Source organism: Cellulomonas sp. P4_H12 (assembly GCF_056400905.1).
The window spans coordinates 1-24043 of sequence record NZ_JBFUKJ010000009.1 but is presented as its reverse complement, the minus strand read 5'-3'; the positions used below and the strand labels follow the sequence as shown (position 1 = coordinate 24043).

The following is a 24043-nucleotide window of genomic DNA, read 5'->3' as shown; positions in this document are numbered from 1 at the left end:
CATGGCAGATGTGCTGGACGGACGTCGGGTCGCCATCCTCGCGGCCGACGGTGCGGAGCGGGTCGAGCTGGAGCAGCCGCGCCAGGCGTTGCAGGACGCGGGCGCCCGCACCGTGCTCGTCTCCCTGCGCGGCGGCGAGATCCAGGCGCGCAACCACGACCTCGAGGACGCCGGCAGCTTCGGGGTCGACGAGGTCATCGACGCGGTGTCGGTCGACGACTTCGACGCGCTGCTCCTGCCCGGCGGGACCGTGAACCCGGACAAGCTCCGGATGGACGCCGGCGCGGTGCAGTTCGTCCGCAGCTTCGTCGAGTCCGGCAAGCCGGTGGCCTCCATCTGCCACGGCCCGTGGACCTTGGTCGAGGCCGGCGTGGTGCATGGTCGCCGGCTCACCTCGTGGCCCAGCGTGCGCACGGACCTGCGCAACGCCGGGGCCGAGGTCGTCGACGAGGAGGTCGTCACGGACGGCAACCTCACGACGAGCCGGTCCCCCGACGACCTGCCCGCCTTCTGCAACCGCATCGTGGTGGAGTTCGCCGGGGTGCCGCAGGCGGCCGGCTCCGGAGGTCGCGGATGATCCCTGGCCTCCCGGGCGCCGGAGGGGCATCCCTCTGGTGAGGGTCGACGACGGCGCGGCGGAGCGCCTGGCCAGCACGCGGACCACGATCCTGTCGTGGCGCCGCGTGCTGACCTGTCTCGGCGGTGGCCTCGTCGCGGCGACCCTCAGCGCCGTAGCCGGCGCGCCCGAGATCGCGGTGCTCGTCGGCTGGGTGGTTGCCGCGGGCGGCTTGCTGTTCTGGGCGTGGCGCGTCAGCTGGCCGCTCGACGCTCGCGGGACGAAGCGGCTGGCCGAGGAAGAGGGGCGCACGAGGGCCACCGACGCCGCCGTGCTCGGAGCGGCGGTGGTCAGCCTGGCGGCAGTCGTCGAAGCGCTAGTCCGACCTCGGACCGCAGGCGCCACCGAGGTGCTGGTCATCCTGCTCTGCCTGCCGGTGGTGACGCTGTCGTGGGCACTGGTCAACACCGTCTTCGCTCTCAAGTACGCGCGCCTGTACTACTCGGGCGGGGACGGGGGCATCGACTTCGGGCAGGAGGGACCGCCTGCTTACAGCGACTTCGCCTACGTGGCGTTCACCGTCGGGATGAGCTTCGCGGTACCTGATACGTCGCTCGGAGAGACATCGATCCGCAAGGTCGGTCTCGGCCACGCCCTGCTGTCGTACCTGTTCGGCACGGTCGTCATCGCGGTCGCCGTGAATCTCGTCACGAACCTGGGACGGTGACGACCGAGGACTCTCACGTGTCACAACCGGTGCGGCTCGGCGGTCGGGGAGGAGGACACCACTCCCCGCCCGGTGAATCGCACCGGCGGCGCACCCACTGGAGAGACCATGCGACCCGACATCGTCCCTGGCGCGACGTTCCCGGACTACGAGCTGCCCGACCACACGAACACCGTGCGGCGACTCAGTGAGATCCAGGGCGCCGACCCGATGATCCTCACGCTCGCCCGCGGTGCCTATTGTCCGAAGGAGCACCAGCAGCACCTGGACCTGGCCGCCTTCTTTCCCAAGATCGCGGTGGCCTACACCCGGATCGTCACGATCACGCCGGACGCTCCGCGCGGCGCCCAGGAGTTCCGCGACGCGGTCGGGGCGCGGTGGCCGTTCCTCTCCGACCCCGGACGGACCGTGCAGCGTGACCTGGACATCCAGGAGTACACCGACCTCGCCGACGACCCGATGATCCCGCACACGCTCGTGCTCAAGCCCGGCCTCGTCGTCCACTCGATCTACAACGGCTACTGGTTCTGGGGCCGGCCCTCGACCGTCGACCTCTGGCACGACCTGCGCGAGGTGACGCGGGAGATCCGCCCGGACTGGGACCTCACCGCCCCGGGTCTGCGGGAGCGGTGGGACGCCGGCGACCGCACGCCGTTCTACGGCTGGAGCAGTCCCGTCTGACACCTCGACGCCCGCACGACTGCAGGCCCCTGCGCACGTGGTGCGCCGGGGCCTGCGGCACGCGCCCGCCACTACGCGAGTGCGCCGAGCCGTACTACGTGGTCGACCACGTGCGCGCGGGACGCGACGCCGTGGCGTCGAGAGCGACGGTGCTCGTGGGCGCCACGGGACGCCCGACCGACGAGCAGAAGGCGGCCCGACATGACCACCACGTGTGAGCTGGAGGAGGCGGCCKAGGTGCTCGGCTCGCAGCGGCATCGGCTGTTCGGGATCGCTCGGCGCATCCTGAACGACGCGGGTGACGCGGAGGACGTCGTCCAGGACGTGTGGATCCGCTGGCAGCGAGCCGACCGGGCGCAGGTCCGGAACCCCGCGGCATTCCTGACCACCGCGACCACCCGGACGGCGATCAACGTCCTGCAGTCGGCCAGGGTGAGGCACGAGGCTGCGGCGAGCTCGTGGCTCGACGACCTCGCCGGCACCCTGGTCGACCCGGAGTCGGAGCCGCTCCTGGCGGCCGAGCGCTCCGACGACGTGGACCGGGCGATCCGCATCGTCGTGGAGCACCTGAACCCGGCCGAACGAGCGGCGTTCGTCCTTCGCCGGTGCTTCGACTATCCGTACCGGACGATCGCCGACCTGTTGGACCTCAACCTCGCCCACGTCCGGCAGCTGGTCAGCCGAGCGCAGGCGCGTCTGCACACGACTCCCCCGAAGTCCCTGGACGCGGACGCGCACCGCCGCCTGGTGTCAGCGTTCGTCACTGCTGCTCGGTCGGGCGACCTGCGCGAGCTCGAGCAGGTGCTCGCCGCGGACGCAGCCGTGGGTGCGGCGACGAGACGGGTCGCCTAGGACACAGCCTCAGCGCCGTCGTCGTCACCCATCGCCTCCGAGAGCTCCGACCGTGACCGGATGTCGAGCTTCGCGAACACCTTGCGGAGGTGGTAGTCCGCCGTGTGGGCGCTGACGAACAGTCGCGCGGCGATCTCCCGGTTCGTGAGCCCGTCACGCGCGAGCCGCGCGACGGCGAGCTCCTGGTCGGTCAGCGGGTTCGACAGCTCCGCCGCGCGCCCGCGCACAGTCTCTCCGGTCGCCCTCAGCTCTCGGAGCGCTCGGTCGGCGAAGCCGCTCATCCCGAGGGCGACCAGCCCGTCGTAGGCGGCACGCAGCTGCACGCGCGCGTCGACCCGCCGGTTCGCGCGGCGCAGCATCTCCCCGTACAGCAGCTGGCTGCGCGCCACGAGCATCGGGACCCGTATCCGCTGGAAGCGCTCGATCGCGTCCCGGTAGAGCTCCTCGGCCCTCGCACCTTCCCGCAGCTGGGCCTGGGCCATCGCCATGAAGGCGAGCGCCCAGTCGCTGTCGCCGACGGGACGGGTCACGCTCGCCAGCCGCTCGACCGCCTCCTCCGCGACGACGAGTTCACCGGTCCGCGTCGCCGCCTCGACGATCTCGAGCAACGTCCGCATCGCGTGGCCGAGCTCGTGCGTGTACGGCATCTCGCCGAGCGCCGCGGCGAGCGCCTCGCGGTAGCGCCCGGCACCGTTGTAGACCAGTGCTTCGGCCAGGTTGGCGACCGTCAGCGCATATCCCTCGCCCCGAGTGTTCGCGTCGACGCGCAGGTCCTTCGCGCGCCGCTCGACCTCGTCGACCTGGCCGCGGTACGCCGGGACGAAGATCCGACCGAACTTCGGCAGCGGCTGACCGGTGACGGACAAGATGGCATCGATCTCGTCGCAGATGGCCTCGGCCTCGTCCAGGTGCCCGTCGAACGTCCGCGCCACCATCAAGAGGCTGAGGGCCATCGGGAGCACGGTCAGGACGCCGCCGGCCCGTGCCAGCTCGACCTGCCGGTACGCGAGGGTGCGGAAGCCCTCCGCGTCCCAGAGGTCTTGCGCGGCCCGGCCACCGAACCACATCCAGTGCAGCTCGAACGCCTGGGGAGGGTGCTCGACGAAGGCGCGGATCGCACGTCGCACGGTCGGCAGCGCCGCCTCCTGCCCTGCGGCGGAGAGCAGTGCCTGGCCGCGCAGGATCAGGTCCTGCGCGCGGTCGGAGTCGTCCTGCTCGGTCGCCCGGAGGATGGCCTCCGCGACCTCGGCGACCGCACCGGGCTCGCCCAGGCGGCCGGCGTACAGAGCGGCGGACAAGGCCTCCATGTAGGTCAGGCGCGCCAGGTCCCGGTCGTGCGGCTCGAGCTTCTGTGCGGCGGCCAGCAGCTGCCGCGGCGCGCTGCGATCGCGGCGCAGCGCGTACCCGGCCCGGGCGCGCAACCGACCGATCAGCGCCTCCTGGAGCGCGGTCGTCGGCTGGTCCCGGACGCTGTCCAACAGTCGCAACGCGGTCTCCGGAGCGCCGGCATCGAGCTTCCCTTCCGCCGCCGCGACCAGGCGCTCTGCCCGCCTCGCCGGCGCCACGGACAGCTCGGCCGCGCGCTCGAGGAACGCGGCTGCCGCGGCCACGCCGCCGCGCGTGCGGGCCCGCTCCGCGACCGCCTCGAGGTCGGCTGCCACGTCGTCGTCAGGACCGGAGGTCGCGCTCGCCCGGTGCCACGCGCGCCGGTCCGGGTCGCGGTCGGCATCCGTGGCGTCGGCCAGTGCCGCGTGGGCTGCTCGCCTGTCCTCCGCCGACGCGGCGCGGTAGACCGTCGACCGGATGAGCGGATGACGAAACTCGACCCTCGCCCCGACCACGAGGGCGTCGGCTCGCTCGGCACGATCGAGGTGCTCCGGACCGAGCCCGAGCTGCCGGCTCGCCCGCCAGAGCAGGGCGGGGTCGCCCGTGGGGTCGGCCGACGCGAGCAGGAGGAGCATCCGGGTCTGCTCGGAGAGCGGCTCGAGCTGCGCGAGCAGGCTCTGCTCGATGCGGCGCTCGACCGGGAGCGCGCTGGCCAGCGCGAACCCGCCGGCCAGCTCGGTCGGGCTCAGACCCCGCGGCAGCTCCCGCAGCGCCAACGGGTTTCCTCGCGACTCGGTGATCAGCTGGTCGCGGACCCGGTCGTCGATGGCGCCGGGAAGCGAGAGCCGGAGCACCTCACGCGCGTCCTGGTCACCGAGGCCCTCGACGACCAGCTGCGGAAGGTCCGAGAACTGCTCGTCCACCTCCCTCATCGCCAGCACGATGGCGATCCCCTCGTCGCCGAGCCGGCGCGCGACGAAGGCGACGGCACGCGCCGACGCGTCGTCGAGCCACTGCGCGTCGTCGACGATGCACACCAACGGCCCCTCGGCGGCCGTCTCGGTGAGCAGGCCGAGGACGGCCAGACCGACGAGGAACGGGTGCGGCGCGCTGGCGGCGCGCAGACCGAACGCGGTCTCCAACGCCTCGCGCTGCGCGACCGGGAGCCTCGCCGCGGCCGGCATCATGCGTCCGCACAGCAGCTGCAGGCCGGCGTAGGCCAGGTCGATCTCGTTCTCGGAGGCGGCGATCCGCTCCACCCGGATGCTCTGCCCGGCCAGGGCGGCGGCACGATCGAGGACGGCTGTCTTGCCGATCCCGGCGCCCCCGGAGACGACGAGCGCTCCGCTGTGGCCCTCACGTGCTCGGGTGACGAGCGTCAGGAGCCGCGCGAGAACCGCGTCGCGGCCGAGCAGCGGCATCGCCCGGACGGGTGACGTGCGCGCGATCTCGCCCGCGCTCAAGGGACGGACTCTCGGGACTGGCGTGGCATGCGCATCTTCCTGCCGGACCTGTGCGGCACGAACGAGCCTAGAGCGACCGCGGCCGGCTGAACACGCGTTCGTGCACCTCCGATGGGCCTCCGTGTCACAACGGCCCGCGCGGCCCGGTCGTCCGTGACGTCAGTGCCCCGGCACCGCGCGTGCCTGGGCGCTCCGGTCGAGTCGCGACGTAGGAGCGGGAGCACCGGGTTTCAGATGACCTCCTCGGAGGTACGCATCAAGCAGAACGCGACTGGTCCCACCCGCCGCCGGAACCGGGTCTCGGGTCCCGTCCCGTCCGGGACGGGCTCGGGACCCGGCGCGCCGGGCGCTGTGACGCTCGCCACCCCGGGCGCCCGAATTGTCACAACGTCGTCATCGGCTCGGTCGGTCCTGCAGACCCACCGCCACCCAGGTCGGGTCCTCGCCACTCGAGCAGAAGGACGACCACCATGAGCAGACACATCCTCGAACCCGCGGCACAGGCGTTCGCCGACGCCACCTCGACGCCTCCGTTCCTCTACGAGCTGGGTCCGGAGGGCGCCCGCAAGGTCCTCGACGACGTCCAGGCGGCGGCCGTCGAGAAGGCGCCCGTCTACGACCGGTGGATCGACGTCCCCGCCGAGGTCGGCGACGTCCGCGTACGGATCGTCAAGCCGATCGGCGCACCCGCGTTCCTGCCGGTGATCCTGTACGTCCACGGCGGCGGTTGGGTCCTGGGCAACGCCGGCACGCACGACCGTCTCGTCCGCGACCTCGCCGTGGGCGTCGGCGCCGCCGTCGTCTTCGTCGAGTACGACCGCTCCCCCGAGGCGCGGTACCCGGTCGCGATCGAGCAGGCGTACGCCACGGCCCAGTGGATCGTCCGGCACGGCCTGTCCGAGGGTCTCGACCCCGACCGGATGGCCGTCGCGGGCGACTCGGTCGGCGGGAACATGACCGCGGCGCTGACGCTCCTGGCCAAGCAGCGCGGGGACGTCACCTTCGTCCACCAGTCGATGTACTACCCCGTCACCGACGCGGCGCAGGACACGGACAGCTATCGCGAGTTCGCCGACGGGCCGTACCTCACCGCGAAGGCCATGGCGTGGTTCTGGGACTGCTACGCGCCGGACCACGAGGTGCGCTCGCAGATCACCGCGTCGCCGCTGCGCGCCACGCTCGAGGAGCTGGCGGGCCTGCCGGAGGCGTTCCTGATCGTCGACGAGAACGACGTGCTGCGCGACGAGGGCGTGGCCTACGGGCGCCGGCTCGTGCAGGCCGGTGTCCGCACCACCTCGGTCGGCTACAACGCGACCCTGCACGACTTCATGATGCTCAACCCCCTGCGCGAGTCCGCACCCAGCAGCGGCGCCATCGAGCAGGCGATCCAGGTCCTGCGCAAGGCACTCAAGGTCGCCTGAACACCCACACCCACACCCACGAAGGAGAACTCTCATGAGCACGAAGAAGCCCACGGTCGTCCTGGTCCACGGCGCGTTCGCCGAGTCCAGCAGCTGGCAAGGCGTCGTGGAACGGCTGCAGGCCCAGGCCGTTCCCGTGGTCGCCGTCGCCAACCCGCTGCGCAGCGTCGCGGGTGACGCCGCCTACATCCGCGACGTGGTCGCCGACATCGCCGGTCCCGTCATCCTCGTCGGCCACTCCTACGGCGGCATCGTCATCACCGAGGCGGCCGCCGACAACGACTCCGTCGTCGGCCTGGTGTACGTGAACGCGTTCGCCCCCGAGCATGGCGAGAACGCGTTCGACCTGTCGGCCAGGTTCCCGGGCAGCACCCTCGGCGCCGCGCTCAAGGCCTACCCGGTCGCCACCGGTGGCAACGAGCTCGCGATCCGGCCCGACGTGTTCCGGCAGCAGTTCGTCGCCGACGTCCCGGCCGCCGTGGCGGACGTGCTCGCGGCGACCCAGCGGCCCGTGACGCAGGCGGCGCTGGTCGAGGGGCTGGCCGCCGAGAAGCCTGCCTGGGCGACGCTCCCGTCGTGGTTCGTCTTCGGCGACGCCGACCGCAACATCCCCGTCGCGCTGCACCGGTTCATGGCCGACCGTGCCGGTGCCCGCAAGGCGACCGAGGTGGCCGACGCCTCCCACGCGATCTCGGTCTCCCGCCCCGACGCGGTGACCGCCACCATCCTCGACGCCGTCGAGCACTGGGACGACTGACCCCAGCACCCCACCACCCCACTCAGAACGGAGACAGCAGTCATGAAGATCCTCATCATCGGAGGCACGGGCCACATCGGCTCCAACCTCACCGGCCTCCTGCGCGCGCAGGGCCACGACGTCACACCGGCCGCACCCAGCACGGGTGTCGACACCATCACCGGGCAGGGCGTCGCCGAGGCGGTGGCCGGCCAGGACGTGGTCGTCGACGTCAGCAACGCCCCGGCGTGGGACGACCAGGCCGTGCTGCACTTCTTCACCACCTCGACGAGCAACCTCCTGGCCGCCGAGCGGGCGGCCGGGGTCCAGCTGCACGTCGCACTCACCATCGTGGGTGCGGAGCGCGCTCCGGACAGCGGCTACCTGCGCGCCAAGGTCGCGCAGGAGAAGCTCATCAAGGAGTCCGGGCAGCCGTACACGATCGTGCGCTCCACGCAGTTCTTCGAGTTCGTGCGCGGCATCGCCGACGCCGCAGCCGACGGCGACACCGTCCGGCTGCCGGGGGCCACCCTCCAGCCGATCGCCGGCGACGACGTCGCGCAGCTCTTGTGCGAGATCACGACGTCCCCGGCGGCCAACGGCGTCATCGAGATCGCGGGACCCGAGGCCATCGGGCTCGACAACCTGGCCCGCCGGGCGCTCGAGCGGGACAACGACCCTCGCGTCGTCGTGACGGACGCGGATGCCCGCTACTTCGGCACCCGGCTCGAGGACTCGACCCTGACACCGGGTGAGGGCGCGCGCCTCGCGCCCACCCACTTCGGCGACTGGCTCGCGGCGCACCCCCGCGTCTGAGCCCTGACGGCTGACGGCGGGCGGTCCGCACCGCCCGCCGTCACGACCAGCGAAGGACCCTCATGTTCGACGGCTTCAGCGCACAGCTCCTGCAGACCGACCGTGGACCGGTGTTCGCACGGGTCGGCGGAGACGGACCACCCCTCCTGCTGCTGCACGGCTACCCGCAGTCCCACCTGATGTGGCACTCGACCGCACCCTTGCTCGCCGAGCACGTCACCGTCGTGGCCGTGGACCTCCCCGGGTACGGCGCCTCCTTCCGTCCCATGGTCGCGAACGATCACGCTCCGCACTCGAAGCGCGCGCTCGCCGGCGACCTGGTCCAGGCCATGGCCGACCTCGGCCACGACCGGTTCGCCGTGGCCGGGCACGACCGAGGCGGACGCGTCGCCTACCGGATGGCGCTCGACCACCCGGCGCGCGTCACCGGCGTCGCCGTCCTCGACGTCGTCCCCACCGGCGAGGTCTGGGCACGGGCGGACGCCCTGCTCGCGCTCACCTACTGGCACTGGGGCTTCCTCGCGCAGCCGGCCCCGCTTCCCGAGCGCCTCATCGGCGCCGATCCCGACGCCTTCTTCGACCTCCACGTCAGACGCCTCGGCATCGGCGGCGCCGACGGTCGCTACCCACCGGCACTCCTCGCGAGCTACCGCGCGCTCCTCGACGACCCGAGCACCGTCGAGGCCATCTGCGAGGACTACCGCGCAGCCGCCACCGTCGACCGCGCCCACGACGACGCGGACGCCCGCGCAGGCCGACAGATCGAGGCTCCGCTGCTCGCGCTGTGGAGCGCCCGGGGCGCCCTCCCCCGGCTGTACGGGGACGTGCTCGACGTCTGGCGGCCCTGGGCCGCACGGGTGTCGGGCCGCGGGCTGGACACCAGCCACTTCCTCGTCGAGGACGCGCCGGACGAGGTCGCTCGCGAGCTTCTCGGCCTCGTCGGCTGAGCGTTCCAGGGAGGGGCCCCGGTTCAGTCCGACCGGTGTGCCAGCCGTCGTTGGAACACCCGGACGTTGAGATACCACCCCACGGCGCCGCACACGAGGACGAGCACGAACAACGCGGTGAACCCGAGGATCTCCAGCACGGGTGCCAGCGCCAGGACCAGGACCGACGACACCCACGTCTGGCGGCCGGCGTTCTCGTCGAGACCCGCGGCCCTCCACCACCAGTCCCACTGATCGCGGCGACCGCGGCGGCCCAGGAGCTTGCCCGTCGGGCCGGCGAGCCCGTCGCTGACGTGGGCGCCGCGCTCCTCCCCTGGGCGCCCGTAGGAAAGTCGGGCGCCCAGGGGGCGACGCTCAGCCGATCGCCCGGGTCACGAGCGCCGTGATCTGCTCCTCCGCGGCGCGGGTCAGCCGGGCCAGGGCGAACTCCGCCGGCCACATCGGGCCGTCGTCGAGTGCCGCGGCGTCGCTGAAGCCGAGCGTCGCGTACCGGTTCTTGAACTTGGCCGCCGGCTTGAAGAACAGCACGACCTTGCCGTCCTTGGCGTAGGCCGGCATGCCGTACCAGGTCTTCGGCTCGAGCTCCGGCGCGGCGTCCGTGACGAGGACGTGCAGCCGCTCGGCCATGGCCCGGTCCGCGTCCTCCATCTCGGCGACCTTCTCGAGCAGGTCGGTCAGCCCGTCGGCCTTCTTGCCCTTGGCGCGCACCTCCTTGGCGCGGTCCTTGATGGCGGCGCGCTCGGCGGCGGTGAAACCCTCGGTGGTCTCGGTCGTGCTCGTCATGGCGATTCCTTTCCTGGGGAAGCTGTCACCGACCTGACGTTCGCCGCCGGGACGGTGTGACAGCACCGGGTCAGGAACCTTCTGGGCGGAGCCCGCCCTACGCCGGGCGGAGCCCGTCCGCGGGCACCCACGCCCACCAGTGCCGGTCATGCCGGCGGACGCGGGTCGCCGATGATCCCCCACTCATGGACGAGCGATTCCCGACGCGACGATGAGGACGGTGCGACGATCAGCCCATGGCCGAGCCCAAGCCCAACGCCACGACGCCTGTGCTGCCGCTCTGGACCCCGTCCCTTCCAGCACTCTGGGCGCTCACCGGCTTTGCGGTGGCCGCCGTCCTGTTCGCGATCCTCACGCGGACGGTCGCGTCCTGGTTCGTCGCCGCGTCGTTCGTCATGACGACCACGTCGGTCTGGGTCCGCAGACGCGGCGCGAAGAGCGAGTCCTGACGAGCCGCGCCGTCGGGGGCTCGGAGAGTGGAGCGAGACACATCAGCCCCGGCGGAGTCTCGCGACTTCCGGCCGGGGCCGATGGTGGACGGTCCGCGACTCACGTGTCGCTCGCGCCGGGAACCTCGTTGGTGACGTCGTCGTAGCCGGCCGCGCGAGGGAGCTCGCTCGGTGCGTAGATCAGCCGAACCACACCGGACGGGAAGACCTCGGAGCGTAGGAGGGTCAGCGGGTAGATGGGCTCGCCCTCGTCGAAGAGCCGCTCGCCGGTGCGCGCCGCTACGGGGTGGACCAGGAGGCGCAGCTCGTCGAGGAGCCCCGCCGCCAACAGCTGGCGCACCACCGAGATCGACCCTGGCACGAGGACCTTGCTGATGCCGTCGTCGGCCCGCAGCGCGGAGGCGACCGCCAGCAGCTCGCCCTCCAGGCGTTCGGCGTTGCGCCAGCCAAGGTCCTGCGACCCACCGGTCGCGACGATCTTTCGGAGGACCCCGAGCTGCTTCGCCAACGTCGCGTCCGGGCCGCCGGCGGTCTCCCGGTCGGGCCAGGCGCCGGCGAAGCTGTCGTACGTCACGCGCCCGAAGAGCAGGACGTCGACGTCGGCGTAGTCGTCGCCCACGGCCGCGCCCATGCTGGCGTCGAAGTAGGGGAAGTGCCAGGTCGGGTCGATCTCGACGACCCCGTCGAGCGATATGAACAGCGTAGAGACGATCTGTGCCATCAGTACTCCTTGTCGTGGTCGATATCCCGGCCGCGCCGGGGAGCTGCCCACCGACCGAACCGCTTCCGGTCGCCGGGCCGGGTCGCTTCCGTGCTCACGTCAGCGGCCCTTCGCGGCGCACCGCGAACGGCGCGAGCGAGACGGCACCGCCGCGGCCGCCGTCGCGACGATCGGGCGCCATCGACGCCGCGCTCACGCGTAGACCTTGGCCAGCCAGTCCGACCAGTCGGCCGTGGTCGTCTCGCTCGCGGTGGCGTCGTCGGCGAAGTCATGGACGGCGATGCCGACCGGCGCGCCGAACGCGTTGCGACCGAAGAACCGGACGAGAGCGCTCTGCGTGCGCAGGCCCAGGAAGTTCGGCTGCGCGTAGTCGACCACCACGGCGGCGTCCCCGCCCGGGAGGCTGACGGTTGCCTCGGTCCCGACGGCGACATCGTCGGCCAGGCCGAGCGCGGCACGAAGCCTCGCGAAGCCGTCCCGGGTGTTCGAGGCCGCGGGGGCATCCGTCGAGGAGTAGGTGACGGGGCGCCGCGAGAAGTGCGCGAGGTACGAGCTCAGCGTGGCGAGGTAGAAGTCGGTGTGCTGGCCGGCGCCGTCGTACTGGTTGTCCCAGTCGTCGACGAAGACACCGGAGTGCACGTACCGCAGGTGGGTGCGGCCGTCCGGAAGCGGCGTCAGCACCTCCTCGACCTGGTTGAACCAGCCGTGCGGACCGTCGTTCCGGCCGACCAGGTGGTGCGGCGGGTCCCAGGCAGCGACGACCCCGTCGAACGGCGCCTTGCCACCCGTGCGGGGCTCGTACTCCATCGGCCAGAGCCAGCCGCCGATGCCGGTGGTCAGGGCGTCCCAGACCTCCTCCGGCGGGGCGTCGACGTCGTGCTCGCGGACGATCTCGAACTCACGGGACATGTCAGTGCTCCTGATGGGTGGCTGTGGTGGTGGCGATCGTGCGCGCGTCGTCCGGGAGTGCGTCGGGAGCCGGCTTGAGCGCCGGATGCAGCGCGACGACCAGCCGGTGCTCCCGACCGCCGGGTGCTGCGGGGTCGTCATACTTCTCAACAAGGTCGCCGAGCGTCACGGACAGCTCGTCGGCGAAGGCCGCGCGCGAGGTTGCCGACGAGAAATGCACGGTCCCGTCGACCGCGTAGGTGGCCAACCGCTGTCCCGCCTGCTGGGCGCCGGCCAGCAGGGTGCCCACCTCGTGCACCATGCGGGCGCCGAGCGCGAGCATCCACTGCGCGGACAGCTGGTCGCGCAGGCGGTCGGGGTCGGGCGCGACGGCGGGCAGCGCGACCGGCGAGATCACGTACGACGCCGCAGTCGCCTGCAGCACGCGCTCGGTCATGTTGCCCTTGCGGCGCTCCTCGACCAGCACGACCAGCCCGTGCCCCTCGAGCATGCGCAGGTGGTAGTTCGCCTGCTGCCGGGACAGCCCGAGCGGCTCCGCCAGCGACGATGCAGATCCCGGTGTGGCCAGGGCGGCCAGGATGCGCGCGCGGATCGGGTCCAGCGCCGCCTCGGCGACGGCCGGATCCTCGATGACGGTGACATCCAGCATGCGCCCACCGTCGCATTGAAAAGAATCCGTGTCAAGAAACCAAACACTGTCGGGAGTGTCCCGTGCTCGCTCTCGCGACCGCCCGCGCCGCAGACGAGAACGACAGCGCGTCACGAACGCGACAGTCGTGGCGAACGCGCCCGCTGACACTGCCGCTCAGCCAGGTCCTCGGGCTGCTCGCGCGCGGCGACCTGCCCGGCCGATAACCGACCGTCCTGCCAGGGTCGGGTCGCCGGGTGACTCCTCAGCGCGCGTCGTAAGCCACGCGGGCCAAGTCCACCTCGTGCATGTGCTGCTCGGCCCATCCATGCAGGACGCTGATCGTCTCGACCAGTGAATGACCCAGGGGTGTGAGCTCGTAGTCGGTGCGCACAGGCACCGACGGTGTCACCGTGCGGGTCAGCAGCCCGTCTCGTTCCAGGTGGTGCAGGGTCTGCGTGAGCATCTTCTGGCTGACGCCCGCGATCCGTCGGGAGAGCTCCGTGTAGCGCAAGGGGCCTTCCAGTCCGAGCGCCACGATGGCGAGGCTCGCCCACTTGTCACCGATCGTGTCGAGCAGACGGCGGCTCGGGCAGTGCGCATCGAACACGTCGTACCCGCGTTCGCGCTGCTCAGCAGGCATGGCTTACCTCGAGGTTCGGTACCGACTTTGTCGTGCCTTCTTCCGGTTGGAGAGTAACTCTCCAATAGTGAGTGGCGTCAAGCACCTACGCCCGGAGGCATCACATGAAAGCGATCGTTTCTCGTCACGACTCGAATCAGCCCGAGCTCGTGCAGGTCGACCGACAGCCGCTCGACGAGGGCCACGTGCGCGTCGCGGTCGCCGCGGCGGCGTTCACCTACTTCGACGCGTTCGTCGCGCGCCACCACGACGTGCTGGGGCTGCCGGAGCAGGTCGGCCTCGGCTTCGACTTCAGCGGCACCGTGATCGACGTCGGCAGCGAGGTCAGCGTGCTCGCCGTCGGCGACCAGGTGGCAGGGCTCGTGGTGGACATCACGGCGCCCGTGCGAGCGCACGCGGAGGAAGTTGTCGTGGCCGCGACATCGGTCGCCGTCGTGCCCCAAGGACTAGACCTGGAGGCTGCTGCTGCGGTGCCGTTGAGCGCGCTCACGGCCCGGCAGTCGCTCGACCTGCTCGGGCGTGAGCGCGGGACGCTACTGATCACGGGTGCGGCGGGCGCGGTCGGCGGGTGGCTGGCCGAGCTGGCGGAACGGGACGGGTGGTCGGTGACAGCGCTGGTCCGGCCAGGCACCGAGTCGGCGACGAGGGCAGTGCGGGTCGTCGACGAGCTCGCTGGAACCTATGACGCGGTGCTCGACGCCGCCGCGCTGCACGGGCCGGCGCTGTCCGCCGTTCGTGATGGCGGGCGGTACGTCGGCTTCAAGCCGGCGCAGGAGCAGGCACCTGAGCGAGGCATCACGGTCCACACCGTGCTCGTCCGCGCGGACGGCGCTGGCCTGGCCCAGCTCCTCCCGCTGGCCGGCACGGGCCACGTCCCCGTCCGGATCGCCGGCAGGTCGCGGTTGGCGGACGTGGCGGCCGCCTACCGGAGTGCCGAGAGGGAGTCGGGATCTCGAGGGCGCTGGCTTCTCGTACCGTGACCGGGACCCGTGCGGGTCGCGCGCACCACGACCGCGTCTGCACCGCGGCTGCCGGCGCCGTCAGCTCCGGGGCTCGAGGTACACGGCAAGGACCGCGACGTCGTCGTCCGCCTCGCTCTCGGGGACCAGCCGCCGCAGCAGCTCGTCGACGAGGCCGTCCAGGTCGAGCCCGGCGCGAGCCGCCCCGTCGGCTCGCGTGAGCTCGGCGACCTGGGCGACGAGCCGGTCCAGCCCGACGCGCAGGTGCTCGCGCCGGCGCTCGACGAGGCCGTCGGTGTAGAGCAGCACCGTCGAGCCGCGAGGCACACGCATGACGTGGTCGGTGCGCAGCGTCCCGGCGCGCAGGCCCAGCAGGAGCTCCGCGGGGGCGTCGAGCTCCGTCACCGTGCCGTCGGGCGCGATGAGCAGCGGCGGCAGATGGCCGGCGTTCGTCCAGCGCAGCGTCATGACGCCGACCTGGTCGTCGGCCTCCTCGAGCCGCAGGACGACGGCTGTCGCCATCGCGTCGATGCCCAGCGCGCGGGCGGCGTCCTCGAGCGACGTGAGCACCTGCGCGGGCGTCCCGCCGCCGGTGTGCGCGATGCCGCGCAGCAGCGTGCGCAGCTGGCTCATCGCGGCGGCCGCGGGCGTGTCGTGCCCCATCACATCCCCGATGACGACCACCGTCTCGCCCGACGGCTGCGTGAACGCGTCGTACCAGTCGCCGCCCACCTGCGCCGCCTCCGCGGTCGCGACGTAGCGCACGACGACGTGCAGGTCCTCCGACGGCGTCGGTGACGAGAGCAGCAAGCGCTGCAGAGCCACCGCGATCTCACGCTGACGCCCGAAGAGCCGCGCGTTGTCCAGGGCCATGCCCGCCCGGTCCGCCAGCTGCACCAGGAGTGCCACGTCCTGCGGCGCCAGCCCTGGCTGCCCCTCGTCGAGGAACACGGTGATGGCACCGACCGTGCGATCACGCGCGCGCATCGGGATGGCGTACGCGGTGCTCGGCGCGAGCTCGCGCAGCACGTCGCGGGCGCGGCCCGACAGCACGCCGCTGATCGACTCGGTCGCGTCGTGGATGACGATCGGCTCGCCCGTTCGCATCGTGCGGAACAGGTACGCGTCCGGCGCGAGCGCGTCGATGCGCAGGGCCGCGTACGTGTTCACTGTGTCGCGCATCGCGGGGTCGGTGTGCCAGGCAGCGATGTCGCGCAGCTGGCGGTGGTCCTCGGACATGGTGACGAGGCACCATGCGCCGAACGTCGGGACGAGGTGGGCCGCCAGGCGGCGGACCGCCTCCTCCGTCTCGAGCGTCGAGCTCAGGTCGTCACTCACCTGGGCGAGCAGGCCCAGCCGTCGCGACGAGTCCTCGGCCGCGGCGCGTGCCGTGCGCACCTCGTCCTGCGCGCGACGACGCTCCGAGATGTCGTCGAGGTACACCGACAGGCCGTCGGGGCCCGGCCATGCCCGAACCTCGCACCAGCGGTCGACCGGATCGGCGACGAATGTCTCGAAGAGGCCCGGCGCCCGGGCCGCGACGGCCTCGCGGCACTCGCGCTCGAGGTCCGAGCTCATCCAGTGCGGGTACGCGTCCCAGACGACGACGGACAGCAGCGCGTCCCGCGTGCTGCCGAGCAGGTGCTCCGCGGCGGCGTTGACGTAGGTGAACCGCCACTCGTCGTCGAGCAGGAAGAAGGCGTCCGGCATCGTCTCGAGGATGCGGTCGACCCGCGCCTCGGCATCCCGCTCGGCGGTGGTGTCGTACGCGGCCCCCATGAGCCGCACGGCCGTCCCGTCCGGACCGGCCAGCGCCATGCCCCGCGCCTTGACCCACCGCACGGAGCCGTCGCCCCGGATCACGCGGTACTCGGCGACGTACTGCGTGCACGTGGCGATCGCGGCCTGGAGCGCGTCACTCACCCGCGGCAGGTCGTCGGGGTCGAGCGCGGCGTTGAACGCCTCGATCGTGGACCCGAAGTCCTCCCGCGCGATGCCGAAGATCTCGAGCAGCTGATCGTCCCAGTCGAGCCGGCCGGAGACGAGGTCCCAGTCGAAGCTCCCGACCCCCCCGGCGCTGACGGCGAGCTGCCAGCGCATGCGGTCCGCCTCGTACCGCGCCGCGAGCTCGGCCAGTGCCGCCTCGGGATCCGCGGGCGCGACGGAAGGCAGGTCTCCGGCGTCGACGTCCGTCATCGGCCTGCCTCTCAGGGTGCTGTAGGTCCGCACGATACGGGTTCGGCCCGTTCCCGGCGGGAATACGACCCCGCAGCGGCGAGCGTCCGGCATGACGGCCGGGTTCGTGCGGTCGGTCGGCTCGCCTGCCGGCGGGGCCTCCGCGCGCTCGCGGGGCGCCGGGTTGTCGCCGCCACGGCTGCCAACAACCCGGCCGCGGACCAGCCCGTCGCTGATCCAGGAACGCGGACATCCATCTGCCTCCGCGGCGAGATGTTCCCCGAGATGCTTCCCGCCGGGCCAAAAAGAGAAGGTCAGGGGCTTGCTAGGACGACCCTAGAAGCCCCTGACCTGCGCTTTCACTGTCGGGCTGACAGGATTTGAACCTGCGACCCCTTGACCCCCAGTCAAGTGCGCTACCAAGCTGCGCCACAGCCCGATGGCCTCCGCAGAAGCCTCGGAAACTCTACCCCACGGGCGAGGTGCTCCTGTCACCGGCGATCACGTCGAGCTCGGCGGCGACGACCGCCAGGATGGCGAGGTCGACCACGAGGCCGATCGTCGCGTCCCACGGCGACAGCCGGAACAGGAAGATCTGCGTCACCAGCAGGGCCACCAGCACGGCGCGGCGGAACCACCGGTAGCCCGCCTCGCGGTCGGTGCGGACGCGGACCAGGCCCACCACGGCGAACGCGGTCGAGGCGAGGCCGCTGAGCAGGATGCCGACCACGAGCCAGGCCGGTTCGTCGTCGGAGGCGGTCCAGCCGTAGATGCCCCGCCCGAGCGTCACCGCGGAGGTCAGCACCAGCACGGCGACGGTGACCCACGGCACCCAGCGCGCCCGCACCAGCCAGCGGGACGCGCGCACGATCCACTGGGACGTGGCGCCGATGGGGTCCGGGAGCTCGACGGCGTCGTGCTCCACCGAGTCGAGCAGCGCGCGCACCTCGTCGGCACCCGGGACGTCGCCCGCGCGGGACAGGTACCAGCGGGCCCGGGTCCGCTCGCGGGCGCTGAAGCCGCCGGCCAGGCCCGCGACGGCCTGGTCCGCCGCGGCCGCGAGGAACTCGGCGGGGTCACGGGGGTGCCGGCGCTGCAGGACGTCCGCGAACAGGCCGAGGCCGATGACGACGAGGTAGATCATGGCGGCCGTCGGCGCCCAGAAGTAGTCGTAGTCGGCGGTGACGAACTTGCCGATCTCGTCGATGAACAGGCCGAAGCCCACGCCGGCGAGCAGGACGGCGAACCGGCGCACCACCGGGCCGATGAACGTCATCAGCACGATGAACGCCAGCGCCATCAGCAGGCCGCCCCACAGCACGTGGGAGACGTGCACTCCCCCGCCGCCCAGCTGCGGGAACCCGGTCAGGTCGAGCAGCAGGCGGGTGAGGATGACCGTCGCGAGGGTGATCACCAGGAAGCCGGTGATGTGGCTGCTGGACGCGGGGTCGCGGGGCAGCCCGAGCCTCAGCAGTGGCCGTCGCCGCCGCACGGGCCCCTCGGCGGTCACCGCTTGCGCTTCTCCCGGACCCGCACCGAGATCGAGATGGGCGTGCCCTCGAAGCCGAACGTCTCGCGCAGGCGGCGCTCGATGTACCGGCGGTAGCCGGGGTCGAGGAAGCCGGTCGCGAAGATGACGAAGCGCGGCGGCCGCGTGGACGCCTGCGTGGCGAACAGGATGCGGGGCTGCTTGCCGCCGCGCAGCGGGTGCGGGTGGGCCGCGACCAGCTCGCCGAGGAACGCGTTGAGGCGCCCGGTCGAGATGCGGGTGTCCCACGAGTCCAGCGCCCGCTCGAGCGCGGGGACCATGCGGTCGGTGTGCCAGCCGGTCTTGGCGGAGATGTTCACGCGCGGCGCCCACTGCACCTGCACGAGGTCCTGCTCGATCTCGCGCTCGAGGAACGGGCGACGGTCCTCGTCCATGAGGTCCCACTTGTTGTACGCGATGACCAGGGCGCGGCCCGCCTCGATGACCTGCGTGATCACGCGCGTGTCCTGCTCGGTGAGCTTCACGGAGGCGTCGACGAGCACGACCGCCACCTCCGCCTTCTCGATCGCGGCCTGGGTGCGCAGCGAGGCGTAGAAGTCGGCGCCCGACGTCTGGTGCACGCGGCGGCGGATCCCAGCGGTGTCGACGAACACCCACGGCTTGCCCTTGAGCGCGACCAGCTCGTCCACCGGGTCCCGCGTGGTGCCGGCGACGGAGTCGACGACGACGCGCTCGGCACCGAGCACCTTGTTCAGCAGCGAGGACTTGCCGACGTTCGGCCGGCCCACCAGGGCCACGCGGCGGGGACCGTCGGGGATCGGCGTGCCGTGCGCGGAGACCTCGGGCAGCGCCTCGATCGCGGCGTCGAGCAGGTCGCCCGTGCCGCGGCCGTGCAGCGCGGAGACCGGGAACGGCTCGCCCAGGCCGAGCGACCAGAGGTTGGCGGCGTCCGCCTCGCCCGCGGGGCCGTCGACCTTGTTGGCGCAGAGCACCACCGGCTTGCCGGCCTTGCGCAGCAGCCGGACCACCTGGGTGTCGGTCTCGGTGACGCCCACGGTGGCGTCGACCACGAAGATCACGGCGTCGGCCAGGGAGATCGCGACCTCGGCCTGCTGGGCCACGCGCGCCTCGATGCCGGCGACGTCGACCTCCCAGCCGCCGGTGTCGACGAGCGTGAACCGCTTGCCGGACCAGTCGGCGGGGTAGCTCACGCGGTCGCGGGTGACACCCGGTTTGTCCTCGACGACGGCCTCGCGGCGGCCGAGGATGCGGTTGACCAGGGTCGACTTGCCGACGTTCGGGCGGCCGACCACGGCGAGCACCGGGAAGACGATGACCGGCTCCTCGCCGAGCTCGCCGACGTCACCGGCGTGCAGGAGCGCGAGGTCCTCGTCCTCCAGCTCGTAGTCGGTGAGACCCGCGCGCAGCGCCCGCTCGCGGTCGGCGTCGCCGGTCTCGTCGGGCAGCACCAGGGCGGGATCGGGCTCAGTCATGCTCCCATTGTCCCCTGTGTACCGACCGCGAGGCGACGACCAGGGCGAGAGTCCCGTCACGGCCGCCAGATGACGAGCTCGACGTCCCTCGTGCGCTCCGCGAACGGCCCCGCGCCCAGCACGTCGCGCAGGTCGTCGACGAACGCGCCGAGCCGGTCGCCGAACAGGTGCGGCGCTGACCCGGACAGCGACAGGACGGCGTCGACGACATCATCGGTGGTCCGCTCGACCACCTCGCCCCGCGGGACGACGATGCGCTGCGGCCCGCGGTACCCGGCGGCGCGCATGACGTCCTCCTCGCCGCCGCGCGTCCCGTCGGGCAGCGTCCCGGCGCCGGCGCGCCGCACGGGACCGAGGTACGAGGCGACGAGCGCGTCGATCCGGTCCCACGGGGGCCTCGGGAACGGGAGCGCCCGGGCGTCCTCGACCCCGCGGTGGGTCGTCGCGCCCACGTGCACCCAGGCGCCGTCCTCCTCGAGCATCCCCCGGACGCGGTCCGCGACCAGGGGCTGGTCCATCCAGTGGAACGACTGCGCGAAGACCACTGCGCGGAAGATGCCCAGGTCGGCCGGCAGCTCCTCGCCGCGCAGCCGGCGCCACTCGATCGACGGCTCCGCCCGGCGCGCCTCCGCGACCATCTCGGGGTCCGCGTCGACGCCCACCGCCTCGGCGAACAGCGGCGCCAGGAGGATGGTCAGCGAACCGGGGCCGCACCCGACGTCGAGCAGCCGGCCGGTGCCGTCCAGCCCGAGCGCGTCACGGACGGCGTCCACGAGTGCGGGCGGGTAGGGCATGCGACCGACCGCGTAGTGCGCAGCCGTCCCGGCGAACAGCGACTCGTCCCACTCCCAGGTCACCGGGCACCTCCGTCAGAGCGTGCGTTCGCGGTTCGGGTCGTCCGTCGGCAGCACCAGCCCGGTGCGGGCGACGGCACTGTCGACGAGCTCGGCGAGGGCCACCCGGATCGCCTCGTTGGCCTCCACCAGGGCCACCTTGCCCGATGTGCCGGGGGCGCGCTCGATGACGAGCGGCTGCCCGAACTCGATCGCGAGCCGGCGCCGCAGACCGGGCACGTGGTTGACCGACTCCCCCGTGCGCCGGGTGCCCAGCACGGCCACGGGCACCACCACCGCGTGGCCGTTCAGCGCGAGCCAGGCGATCCCGGCACGGGCGCTCGTCGCGTCGCCGCGGCCACGGTTGCCCTCCGGGAAGACGCCGACGAGCCCGCCGCGGCGGAGCACCGCCAGCGCGCTGGTCAGCGCCGTGCGTCCGCCCTCGCGGTCCACGGGGATCTGACCGGCGGCCCGCAGCACCGTCCCGACCGGCCCCCAGAACATCTCCTCCTTGACCAGCACGTGCGACGGCCGCGGCGCGACACCGTGCAGGATCGGGCCGTCGACGATGCCCGTGTGGTTCGCAGCGAGGAGCACCGGACCGTCCTGCGGCACGTGCGAGGCGCCCACGACCTCCGTGTTCCAGACCACCCGGGCCAGGAACCGGCCGATCCAGCGCGACCAGCGTGGCCCGCGCGGCGACGGGCCGTCGGTGCTCACGCGCGCGGGCCGACGACCGACTCGACGACGTCGAGGACCGCCTGCACGGTCTGGTCGAGGTCGAGGTGCGACGAGTCCACGGTGACGACGCCGTCGGCGGCGACGTGGAACTGGACGACCGTCGAGTCGTCGGCGTCGCGCCGCAGCACCTGGTCGCGCGTCGCCTCCACGGCGTCGGCGTCGGCGGAGCCGTGCAGCTCCCGCGCGCGGCGGGCCAGCCGAGCGTCCTCGCTCGCGGTCAGCAGCACCCTCACGTCGGCGTCGGGCGCGACCACCGTCGTGATGTCGCGGCCCTCGGCGACGATCCCCGCCCCCGAGCGCGCCTCGTCGATGGCCGCCCGCTGCAGGCGCCCCAGCTCGGCGCGCACGTCGAGGTTGGTCGCGACGGCGCTGACGGCGGCCGAGATCGCGGTCTCGCGGATGGCCGCACCGACGTCGACCCCGCCGACGTGCACGGTCGGGCGGGCCGGGTCCGTGCCCATGACCAGCGGCAACGCCCTGACCTCCGTCGCGACCGCGTCGTGGTCCGTGAGCGGCACGCCGCGCTGCACGCACCACCAGGTGGCCGCGCGGTACATCGCCCCGGTGTCCAGGTACGCGAGCCCGAGCGCGGTCGCCACCCCGCGCGAGACGCTCGACTTGCCGGACCCCGAGGGTCCGTCGATCGCGATGACGATCGCCGTGCTCAACTCACCAGTCTCCATCCGCGGGCCGTGAGCTCCGCCTCGAGGTGCTCCACGCTGCCGGGCAGCACCGAGATCTGCGCCATGCCGACCGGCCGGCCGGCGGCGTGCTCGAGGACCAGGTCCTCGAGGTTGACGCCCGCCTCGCCCACCTCAGTGAGCAGCCGCGCCAGCTCTCCCGGCGCATCCGGGACGAGCACCGTGACCACGGCGTAGGTGCGCTGCGCGCCGCCGTGCTTGCCGGGGATCCGGGCGACGCCGGCGTTCCCGTCGGCGATCGCCTGCGCGAGCGTGGCCAGGGCGCCGAGCTCCACCGTCTCCGGGCCGTCCGCCGCGGCCGCCTGGCCGAGCGCGGTGATCACGCCGTCGAGGTCCGCGCGCAGGTCCACCAGCACGTCGCGCACCGCGGCGGCGTTCGCCGCGAGGATCGAGGTCCAGAGCGCGGGGTCCGAACCGGCCAGCCGGGTCACGTCCCGCAGGCCCTGGCCTGCCAGGCCCAGCGCGGCGTCGTCGGCACCCCGGAGGCGGGCCGCGACCAGGCTCGCGGCGACCTGCGGCACGTGCGAGACCGCGGCGACGGCGGCGTCGTGCGCGTCCGCGTCCATGGTCACCGGCACGGCGCCGAGGTCGACGGCGAGCGATCGGACGGCCAGGACGGCGTCCGGGCTCGACGCGCCCGAGTCCGTGATCACCCACGGCCGGCCCAGGAACAGGTCCGGGACCGCCGCCGACGGGCCCGACCGCTCGCGGCCAGCCATGGGGTGGGAGCCCACGTACCGCGCGAGGTCGGCGCCGGCGGCCTTGAGCTCGGCCAGCACGTAGCCCTTGACGCTCGCGACGTCGGTGACGACGGCGTCGGGGTAGGCCTCGAGCTCGGCGCGGACCACGTCGGCGGTCACGTCCGGCGGTGCGGCGACGACGACGAGGGTCGGCGGCACGTCGTCCGGCCGCGCCGGCCGTCCGGCGCCGACGTCCCGGGCGAGCGCCAGCGCGGTCCGCGACGGGTCGTGCAGGACGACGTCGACGCCGTTCGTCGTGAGCGCGAGGCCCACCGACGTGCCCAGCAGGCCGGTGCCGACGATCCGCACCGGCCCTCGCGTCGCCAGCGTCACATGCCCACCCGCGCCATGAGGGAGCCCACCTCGGTCTTCGACAGCACGCGCGTCCGGCCCGGCTTGAGGTCGCCCAGGCGGATCGGCCCGATCTGCGTGCGGACCAGCTGCGTGACCGGGAAGCCGACCTCGTCGAAGATCCGTCGCACGATCCGGTTGCGGMCCTCATGCAGCTCGATCTCCACCAGGCTGGCCTGCGGGGTGGTCTGCACGATCTGGAACTTGTCGATCTTGGCCAGGCCGTCCTCGAGCTCCACGCCCTTGATCAGCCGGGTGCCCAGCGACGGGGTCACGCGCCCGTCGAGCTGGACCAGGTAGACCTTGGTAACGCCGTGCGACGGGTGCGACAGCCGGTTGGCCAGGTCGCCGTCGTTGGTCAGCAGGATCAGTCCCTCGGTCTCCGCATCGAGGCGCCCGACGTGGAACAGCCGCTCCTCGCGGTCCGCGACGAACTGCCCGATCGACGGCCGGCCCTCCGGGTCGTGCATCGTCGAGACGACGCCCTTGGGCTTGTTCAGCGCGATCGTGATGATCGACGAGTCCAGCTGCACGCGCATGCCGTCGACGTGGATCACCGCCGTGAGCGGGTCGACGCGCACGCCGAGCTCGAGCACCTTGTTCCCGTCGACGGTCACCCGGCCGGCGGCGATGAGGTTCTCGCAGGCACGACGAGACCCGAGGCCCGCCGCCGCCAGCACCTTCTGCAGTCGCGTGCCGTCCGGGTCGTGGACGTCGATCGTGACCTCGGGCGTCCGGCTCGGCTTCGACGGCCGGCTCGACGCACCGTCGCTGCGCGGTCGACCGGCGCCGCCGCTGCGGGGGTAGCCGCCGCCGGTCTTCGGACGCGAGGCGCCGCTGCGCGACGAACCGCCGGGACCTCCACGCGAGGCGCCGCCGGTCGTGCCGCGCGAGGCGCCACCC

25 protein-coding genes and 1 tRNA gene are annotated in these 24043 nt (G+C 72.7%); 10 read left to right on the top strand and 16 right to left on the bottom strand.

Features of this window, described 5'->3' with window-relative positions; translation table 11 throughout:
• Position 1: 1 nt before the first annotated feature.
• The 4 genes from AC1DQC_RS06655 (at position 2) to AC1DQC_RS06640 (ending at position 2816) form a co-directional block, all read left to right on the top strand.
• Positions 2-577 (top strand): type 1 glutamine amidotransferase domain-containing protein, encoded by a 576-nt coding sequence (locus AC1DQC_RS06655; protein ID WP_477050433.1) that lies wholly within the window; start codon positions 2-4, stop codon positions 575-577.
• A gap of 37 nt (positions 578-614) precedes the next feature.
• Positions 615-1283, top strand: a complete 669-nt coding sequence (locus AC1DQC_RS06650; protein WP_477050432.1) for a DUF1345 domain-containing protein — start codon at positions 615-617, stop codon at positions 1281-1283.
• 108 nt (positions 1284-1391) lie between these two features.
• The gene (locus tag AC1DQC_RS06645; protein ID WP_477050431.1) at positions 1392-1964 is read left to right on the top strand and encodes a redoxin domain-containing protein; all 573 of its coding nucleotides are present in this window, start codon (positions 1392-1394) and stop codon (positions 1962-1964) included.
• 201 nt (positions 1965-2165) lie between these two features.
• A complete protein-coding gene (locus AC1DQC_RS06640) occupies positions 2166-2816 on the top strand; it encodes a sigma-70 family RNA polymerase sigma factor (RefSeq protein WP_477050430.1) in 651 nt (216 codons plus the stop codon).
• Here the strand turns inward: AC1DQC_RS06640 and AC1DQC_RS06635 are convergent.
• Positions 2813-5605, bottom strand: coding sequence for an AAA family ATPase (locus AC1DQC_RS06635; RefSeq protein WP_477050429.1), 2793 nt, complete (start codon positions 5603-5605; stop codon positions 2813-2815). The two genes, AC1DQC_RS06640 and AC1DQC_RS06635, sit on opposite strands and share 4 nt — an antisense overlap.
• 470 nt (positions 5606-6075) lie before the next feature.
• On the opposite strand from AC1DQC_RS06635, the gene AC1DQC_RS06630 reads away from it, so the two are divergent.
• From AC1DQC_RS06630 to AC1DQC_RS06615, 4 genes are all read left to right on the top strand, one after another.
• The gene (locus tag AC1DQC_RS06630) at positions 6076-7026 is read left to right on the top strand and encodes an alpha/beta hydrolase (protein WP_477050428.1); all 951 of its coding nucleotides are present in this window, start codon (positions 6076-6078) and stop codon (positions 7024-7026) included.
• 34 nt (positions 7027-7060) lie between these two features.
• On the top strand, positions 7061-7783 hold the full coding sequence (locus tag AC1DQC_RS06625; protein WP_477050427.1) for an alpha/beta fold hydrolase: 723 nt from the start codon (positions 7061-7063) through the stop codon (positions 7781-7783).
• Positions 7784-7825: 42 nt separating this feature from the next.
• The gene (locus AC1DQC_RS06620) at positions 7826-8578 is read left to right on the top strand and encodes an SDR family oxidoreductase (protein ID WP_477050426.1); all 753 of its coding nucleotides are present in this window, start codon (positions 7826-7828) and stop codon (positions 8576-8578) included.
• A 62-nt stretch (positions 8579-8640) separates the two neighbouring features.
• Positions 8641-9525 carry an alpha/beta hydrolase gene (locus AC1DQC_RS06615; RefSeq protein WP_477050425.1) on the top strand — a complete coding sequence of 295 codons (885 nt, stop codon included), beginning with the start codon at positions 8641-8643 and terminating at the stop codon, positions 9523-9525.
• 23 nt (positions 9526-9548) lie between these two features.
• On the opposite strand, the gene AC1DQC_RS06610 is transcribed toward AC1DQC_RS06615, so the two are convergent.
• Both AC1DQC_RS06610 and AC1DQC_RS06605 read right to left on the bottom strand, forming a co-directional pair.
• The gene (locus tag AC1DQC_RS06610) at positions 9549-9698 is read right to left on the bottom strand and encodes a hypothetical protein (RefSeq protein ID WP_477050424.1); all 150 of its coding nucleotides are present in this window, start codon (positions 9696-9698) and stop codon (positions 9549-9551) included.
• A 181-nt stretch (positions 9699-9879) separates the two neighbouring features.
• On the bottom strand, positions 9880-10308 hold the full coding sequence (locus AC1DQC_RS06605; protein ID WP_477050423.1) for an iron chaperone: 429 nt from the start codon (positions 10306-10308) through the stop codon (positions 9880-9882).
• 236 nt (positions 10309-10544) lie between these two features.
• Between AC1DQC_RS06605 and AC1DQC_RS06600 the strand changes: the two genes are divergently transcribed.
• On the top strand, positions 10545-10757 hold the full coding sequence (locus AC1DQC_RS06600; protein ID WP_477050422.1) for a hypothetical protein: 213 nt from the start codon (positions 10545-10547) through the stop codon (positions 10755-10757).
• A gap of 100 nt (positions 10758-10857) precedes the next feature.
• Here the strand turns inward: AC1DQC_RS06600 and AC1DQC_RS06595 are convergent, their stop codons facing one another.
• The 4 genes from AC1DQC_RS06595 to AC1DQC_RS06580 form a co-directional block, all read right to left on the bottom strand.
• Positions 10858-11478 carry a dihydrofolate reductase family protein gene (locus AC1DQC_RS06595; protein ID WP_477050421.1) on the bottom strand — a complete coding sequence of 207 codons (621 nt, stop codon included), beginning with the start codon at positions 11476-11478 and terminating at the stop codon, positions 10858-10860.
• A gap of 192 nt (positions 11479-11670) precedes the next feature.
• The gene (locus tag AC1DQC_RS06590; protein WP_477050420.1) at positions 11671-12387 is read right to left on the bottom strand and encodes an SRPBCC family protein; all 717 of its coding nucleotides are present in this window, start codon (positions 12385-12387) and stop codon (positions 11671-11673) included.
• 1 nt (position 12388) lies between these two features.
• Positions 12389-13036 (bottom strand): ArsR/SmtB family transcription factor, encoded by a 648-nt coding sequence (locus AC1DQC_RS06585; protein ID WP_477050419.1) that lies wholly within the window; start codon positions 13034-13036, stop codon positions 12389-12391.
• Between the two features lie 244 nt (positions 13037-13280).
• Positions 13281-13658, bottom strand: coding sequence for a winged helix-turn-helix transcriptional regulator (locus AC1DQC_RS06580; RefSeq protein ID WP_477050418.1), 378 nt, complete (start codon positions 13656-13658; stop codon positions 13281-13283).
• A 149-nt stretch (positions 13659-13807) separates the two neighbouring features.
• Between AC1DQC_RS06580 and AC1DQC_RS06575 the strand changes: the two genes are divergently transcribed.
• Positions 13808-14638, top strand: a complete 831-nt coding sequence (locus AC1DQC_RS06575; protein WP_477050417.1) for an alcohol dehydrogenase catalytic domain-containing protein — start codon at positions 13808-13810, stop codon at positions 14636-14638.
• Positions 14639-14698: 60 nt separating this feature from the next.
• On the opposite strand, the gene AC1DQC_RS06570 is transcribed toward AC1DQC_RS06575, so the two are convergent.
• From AC1DQC_RS06570 to AC1DQC_RS06530, 9 genes are all read right to left on the bottom strand, one after another.
• Positions 14699-16813, bottom strand: a complete 2115-nt coding sequence (locus AC1DQC_RS06570) for a SpoIIE family protein phosphatase (protein WP_477050416.1) — start codon at positions 16811-16813, stop codon at positions 14699-14701.
• 344 nt (positions 16814-17157) lie between these two features.
• Positions 17158-17231 (bottom strand) — tRNA-Pro (locus tag AC1DQC_RS06565).
• 27 nt (positions 17232-17258) lie between these two features.
• Positions 17259-18302: a hypothetical protein gene (locus AC1DQC_RS06560; protein ID WP_477050415.1), complete on the bottom strand. Its 1044-nt coding sequence runs from the start codon at positions 18300-18302 to the stop codon at positions 17259-17261.
• Entirely contained in the window at positions 18299-19774 is a 1476-nt protein-coding gene (gene der / locus AC1DQC_RS06555) for a ribosome biogenesis GTPase Der (protein ID WP_477050414.1), read from the bottom strand. The genes AC1DQC_RS06560 and der overlap by 4 nt, the downstream gene beginning before the upstream one ends.
• Positions 19775-19830: 56 nt before the next feature.
• Complete coding sequence (locus AC1DQC_RS06550; RefSeq protein ID WP_477050413.1) at positions 19831-20631, bottom strand: class I SAM-dependent methyltransferase; 801 nt, start codon at positions 20629-20631, stop codon at positions 19831-19833.
• Between the two features lie 12 nt (positions 20632-20643).
• Positions 20644-21327: a lysophospholipid acyltransferase family protein gene (locus tag AC1DQC_RS06545; RefSeq protein ID WP_477050412.1), complete on the bottom strand. Its 684-nt coding sequence runs from the start codon at positions 21325-21327 to the stop codon at positions 20644-20646.
• Positions 21324-22031, bottom strand: coding sequence for a (d)CMP kinase (gene cmk / locus AC1DQC_RS06540; protein ID WP_477050411.1), 708 nt, complete (start codon positions 22029-22031; stop codon positions 21324-21326). The genes AC1DQC_RS06545 and cmk overlap by 4 nt, the downstream gene beginning before the upstream one ends.
• Positions 22013-23122, bottom strand: a complete 1110-nt coding sequence (locus tag AC1DQC_RS06535) for a prephenate dehydrogenase (protein ID WP_477050410.1) — start codon at positions 23120-23122, stop codon at positions 22013-22015. The genes cmk and AC1DQC_RS06535 overlap by 19 nt, the downstream gene beginning before the upstream one ends.
• Positions 23119-24043 (bottom strand): pseudouridine synthase (locus tag AC1DQC_RS06530; RefSeq protein WP_477050409.1); only part of this gene is annotated, 925 nt, incomplete at its 5' end. The genes AC1DQC_RS06535 and AC1DQC_RS06530, both read right to left, overlap by 4 nt.

Coding starts and splice junctions, on each gene's coding strand:
- AC1DQC_RS06605 (WP_477050423.1), bottom strand. CDS start 10,308: ATGACGAGCACGACCGAGACCACCGAGGGTTTCACCGCCGCCGAGCGC.
- AC1DQC_RS06655 (WP_477050433.1), top strand. CDS start 2: ATGGCAGATGTGCTGGACGGACGTCGGGTCGCCATCCTCGCGGCCGAC.
- AC1DQC_RS06620 (WP_477050426.1), top strand. CDS start 7,826: ATGAAGATCCTCATCATCGGAGGCACGGGCCACATCGGCTCCAACCTC.
- AC1DQC_RS06570 (WP_477050416.1), bottom strand. CDS start 16,813: ATGACGGACGTCGACGCCGGAGACCTGCCTTCCGTCGCGCCCGCGGAT.
- AC1DQC_RS06615 (WP_477050425.1), top strand. CDS start 8,641: ATGTTCGACGGCTTCAGCGCACAGCTCCTGCAGACCGACCGTGGACCG.
- AC1DQC_RS06645 (WP_477050431.1), top strand. CDS start 1,392: ATGCGACCCGACATCGTCCCTGGCGCGACGTTCCCGGACTACGAGCTG.
- AC1DQC_RS06595 (WP_477050421.1), bottom strand. CDS start 11,478: ATGGCACAGATCGTCTCTACGCTGTTCATATCGCTCGACGGGGTCGTC.
- AC1DQC_RS06585 (WP_477050419.1), bottom strand. CDS start 13,036: ATGCTGGATGTCACCGTCATCGAGGATCCGGCCGTCGCCGAGGCGGCG.
- der (WP_477050414.1), bottom strand. CDS start 19,774: ATGACTGAGCCCGATCCCGCCCTGGTGCTGCCCGACGAGACCGGCGAC.
- cmk (WP_477050411.1), bottom strand. CDS start 22,031: ATGGAGACTGGTGAGTTGAGCACGGCGATCGTCATCGCGATCGACGGA.
- AC1DQC_RS06600 (WP_477050422.1), top strand. CDS start 10,545: ATGGCCGAGCCCAAGCCCAACGCCACGACGCCTGTGCTGCCGCTCTGG.
- AC1DQC_RS06590 (WP_477050420.1), bottom strand. CDS start 12,387: ATGTCCCGTGAGTTCGAGATCGTCCGCGAGCACGACGTCGACGCCCCG.
- AC1DQC_RS06630 (WP_477050428.1), top strand. CDS start 6,076: ATGAGCAGACACATCCTCGAACCCGCGGCACAGGCGTTCGCCGACGCC.
- AC1DQC_RS06625 (WP_477050427.1), top strand. CDS start 7,061: ATGAGCACGAAGAAGCCCACGGTCGTCCTGGTCCACGGCGCGTTCGCC.
- AC1DQC_RS06580 (WP_477050418.1), bottom strand. CDS start 13,658: ATGCCTGCTGAGCAGCGCGAACGCGGGTACGACGTGTTCGATGCGCAC.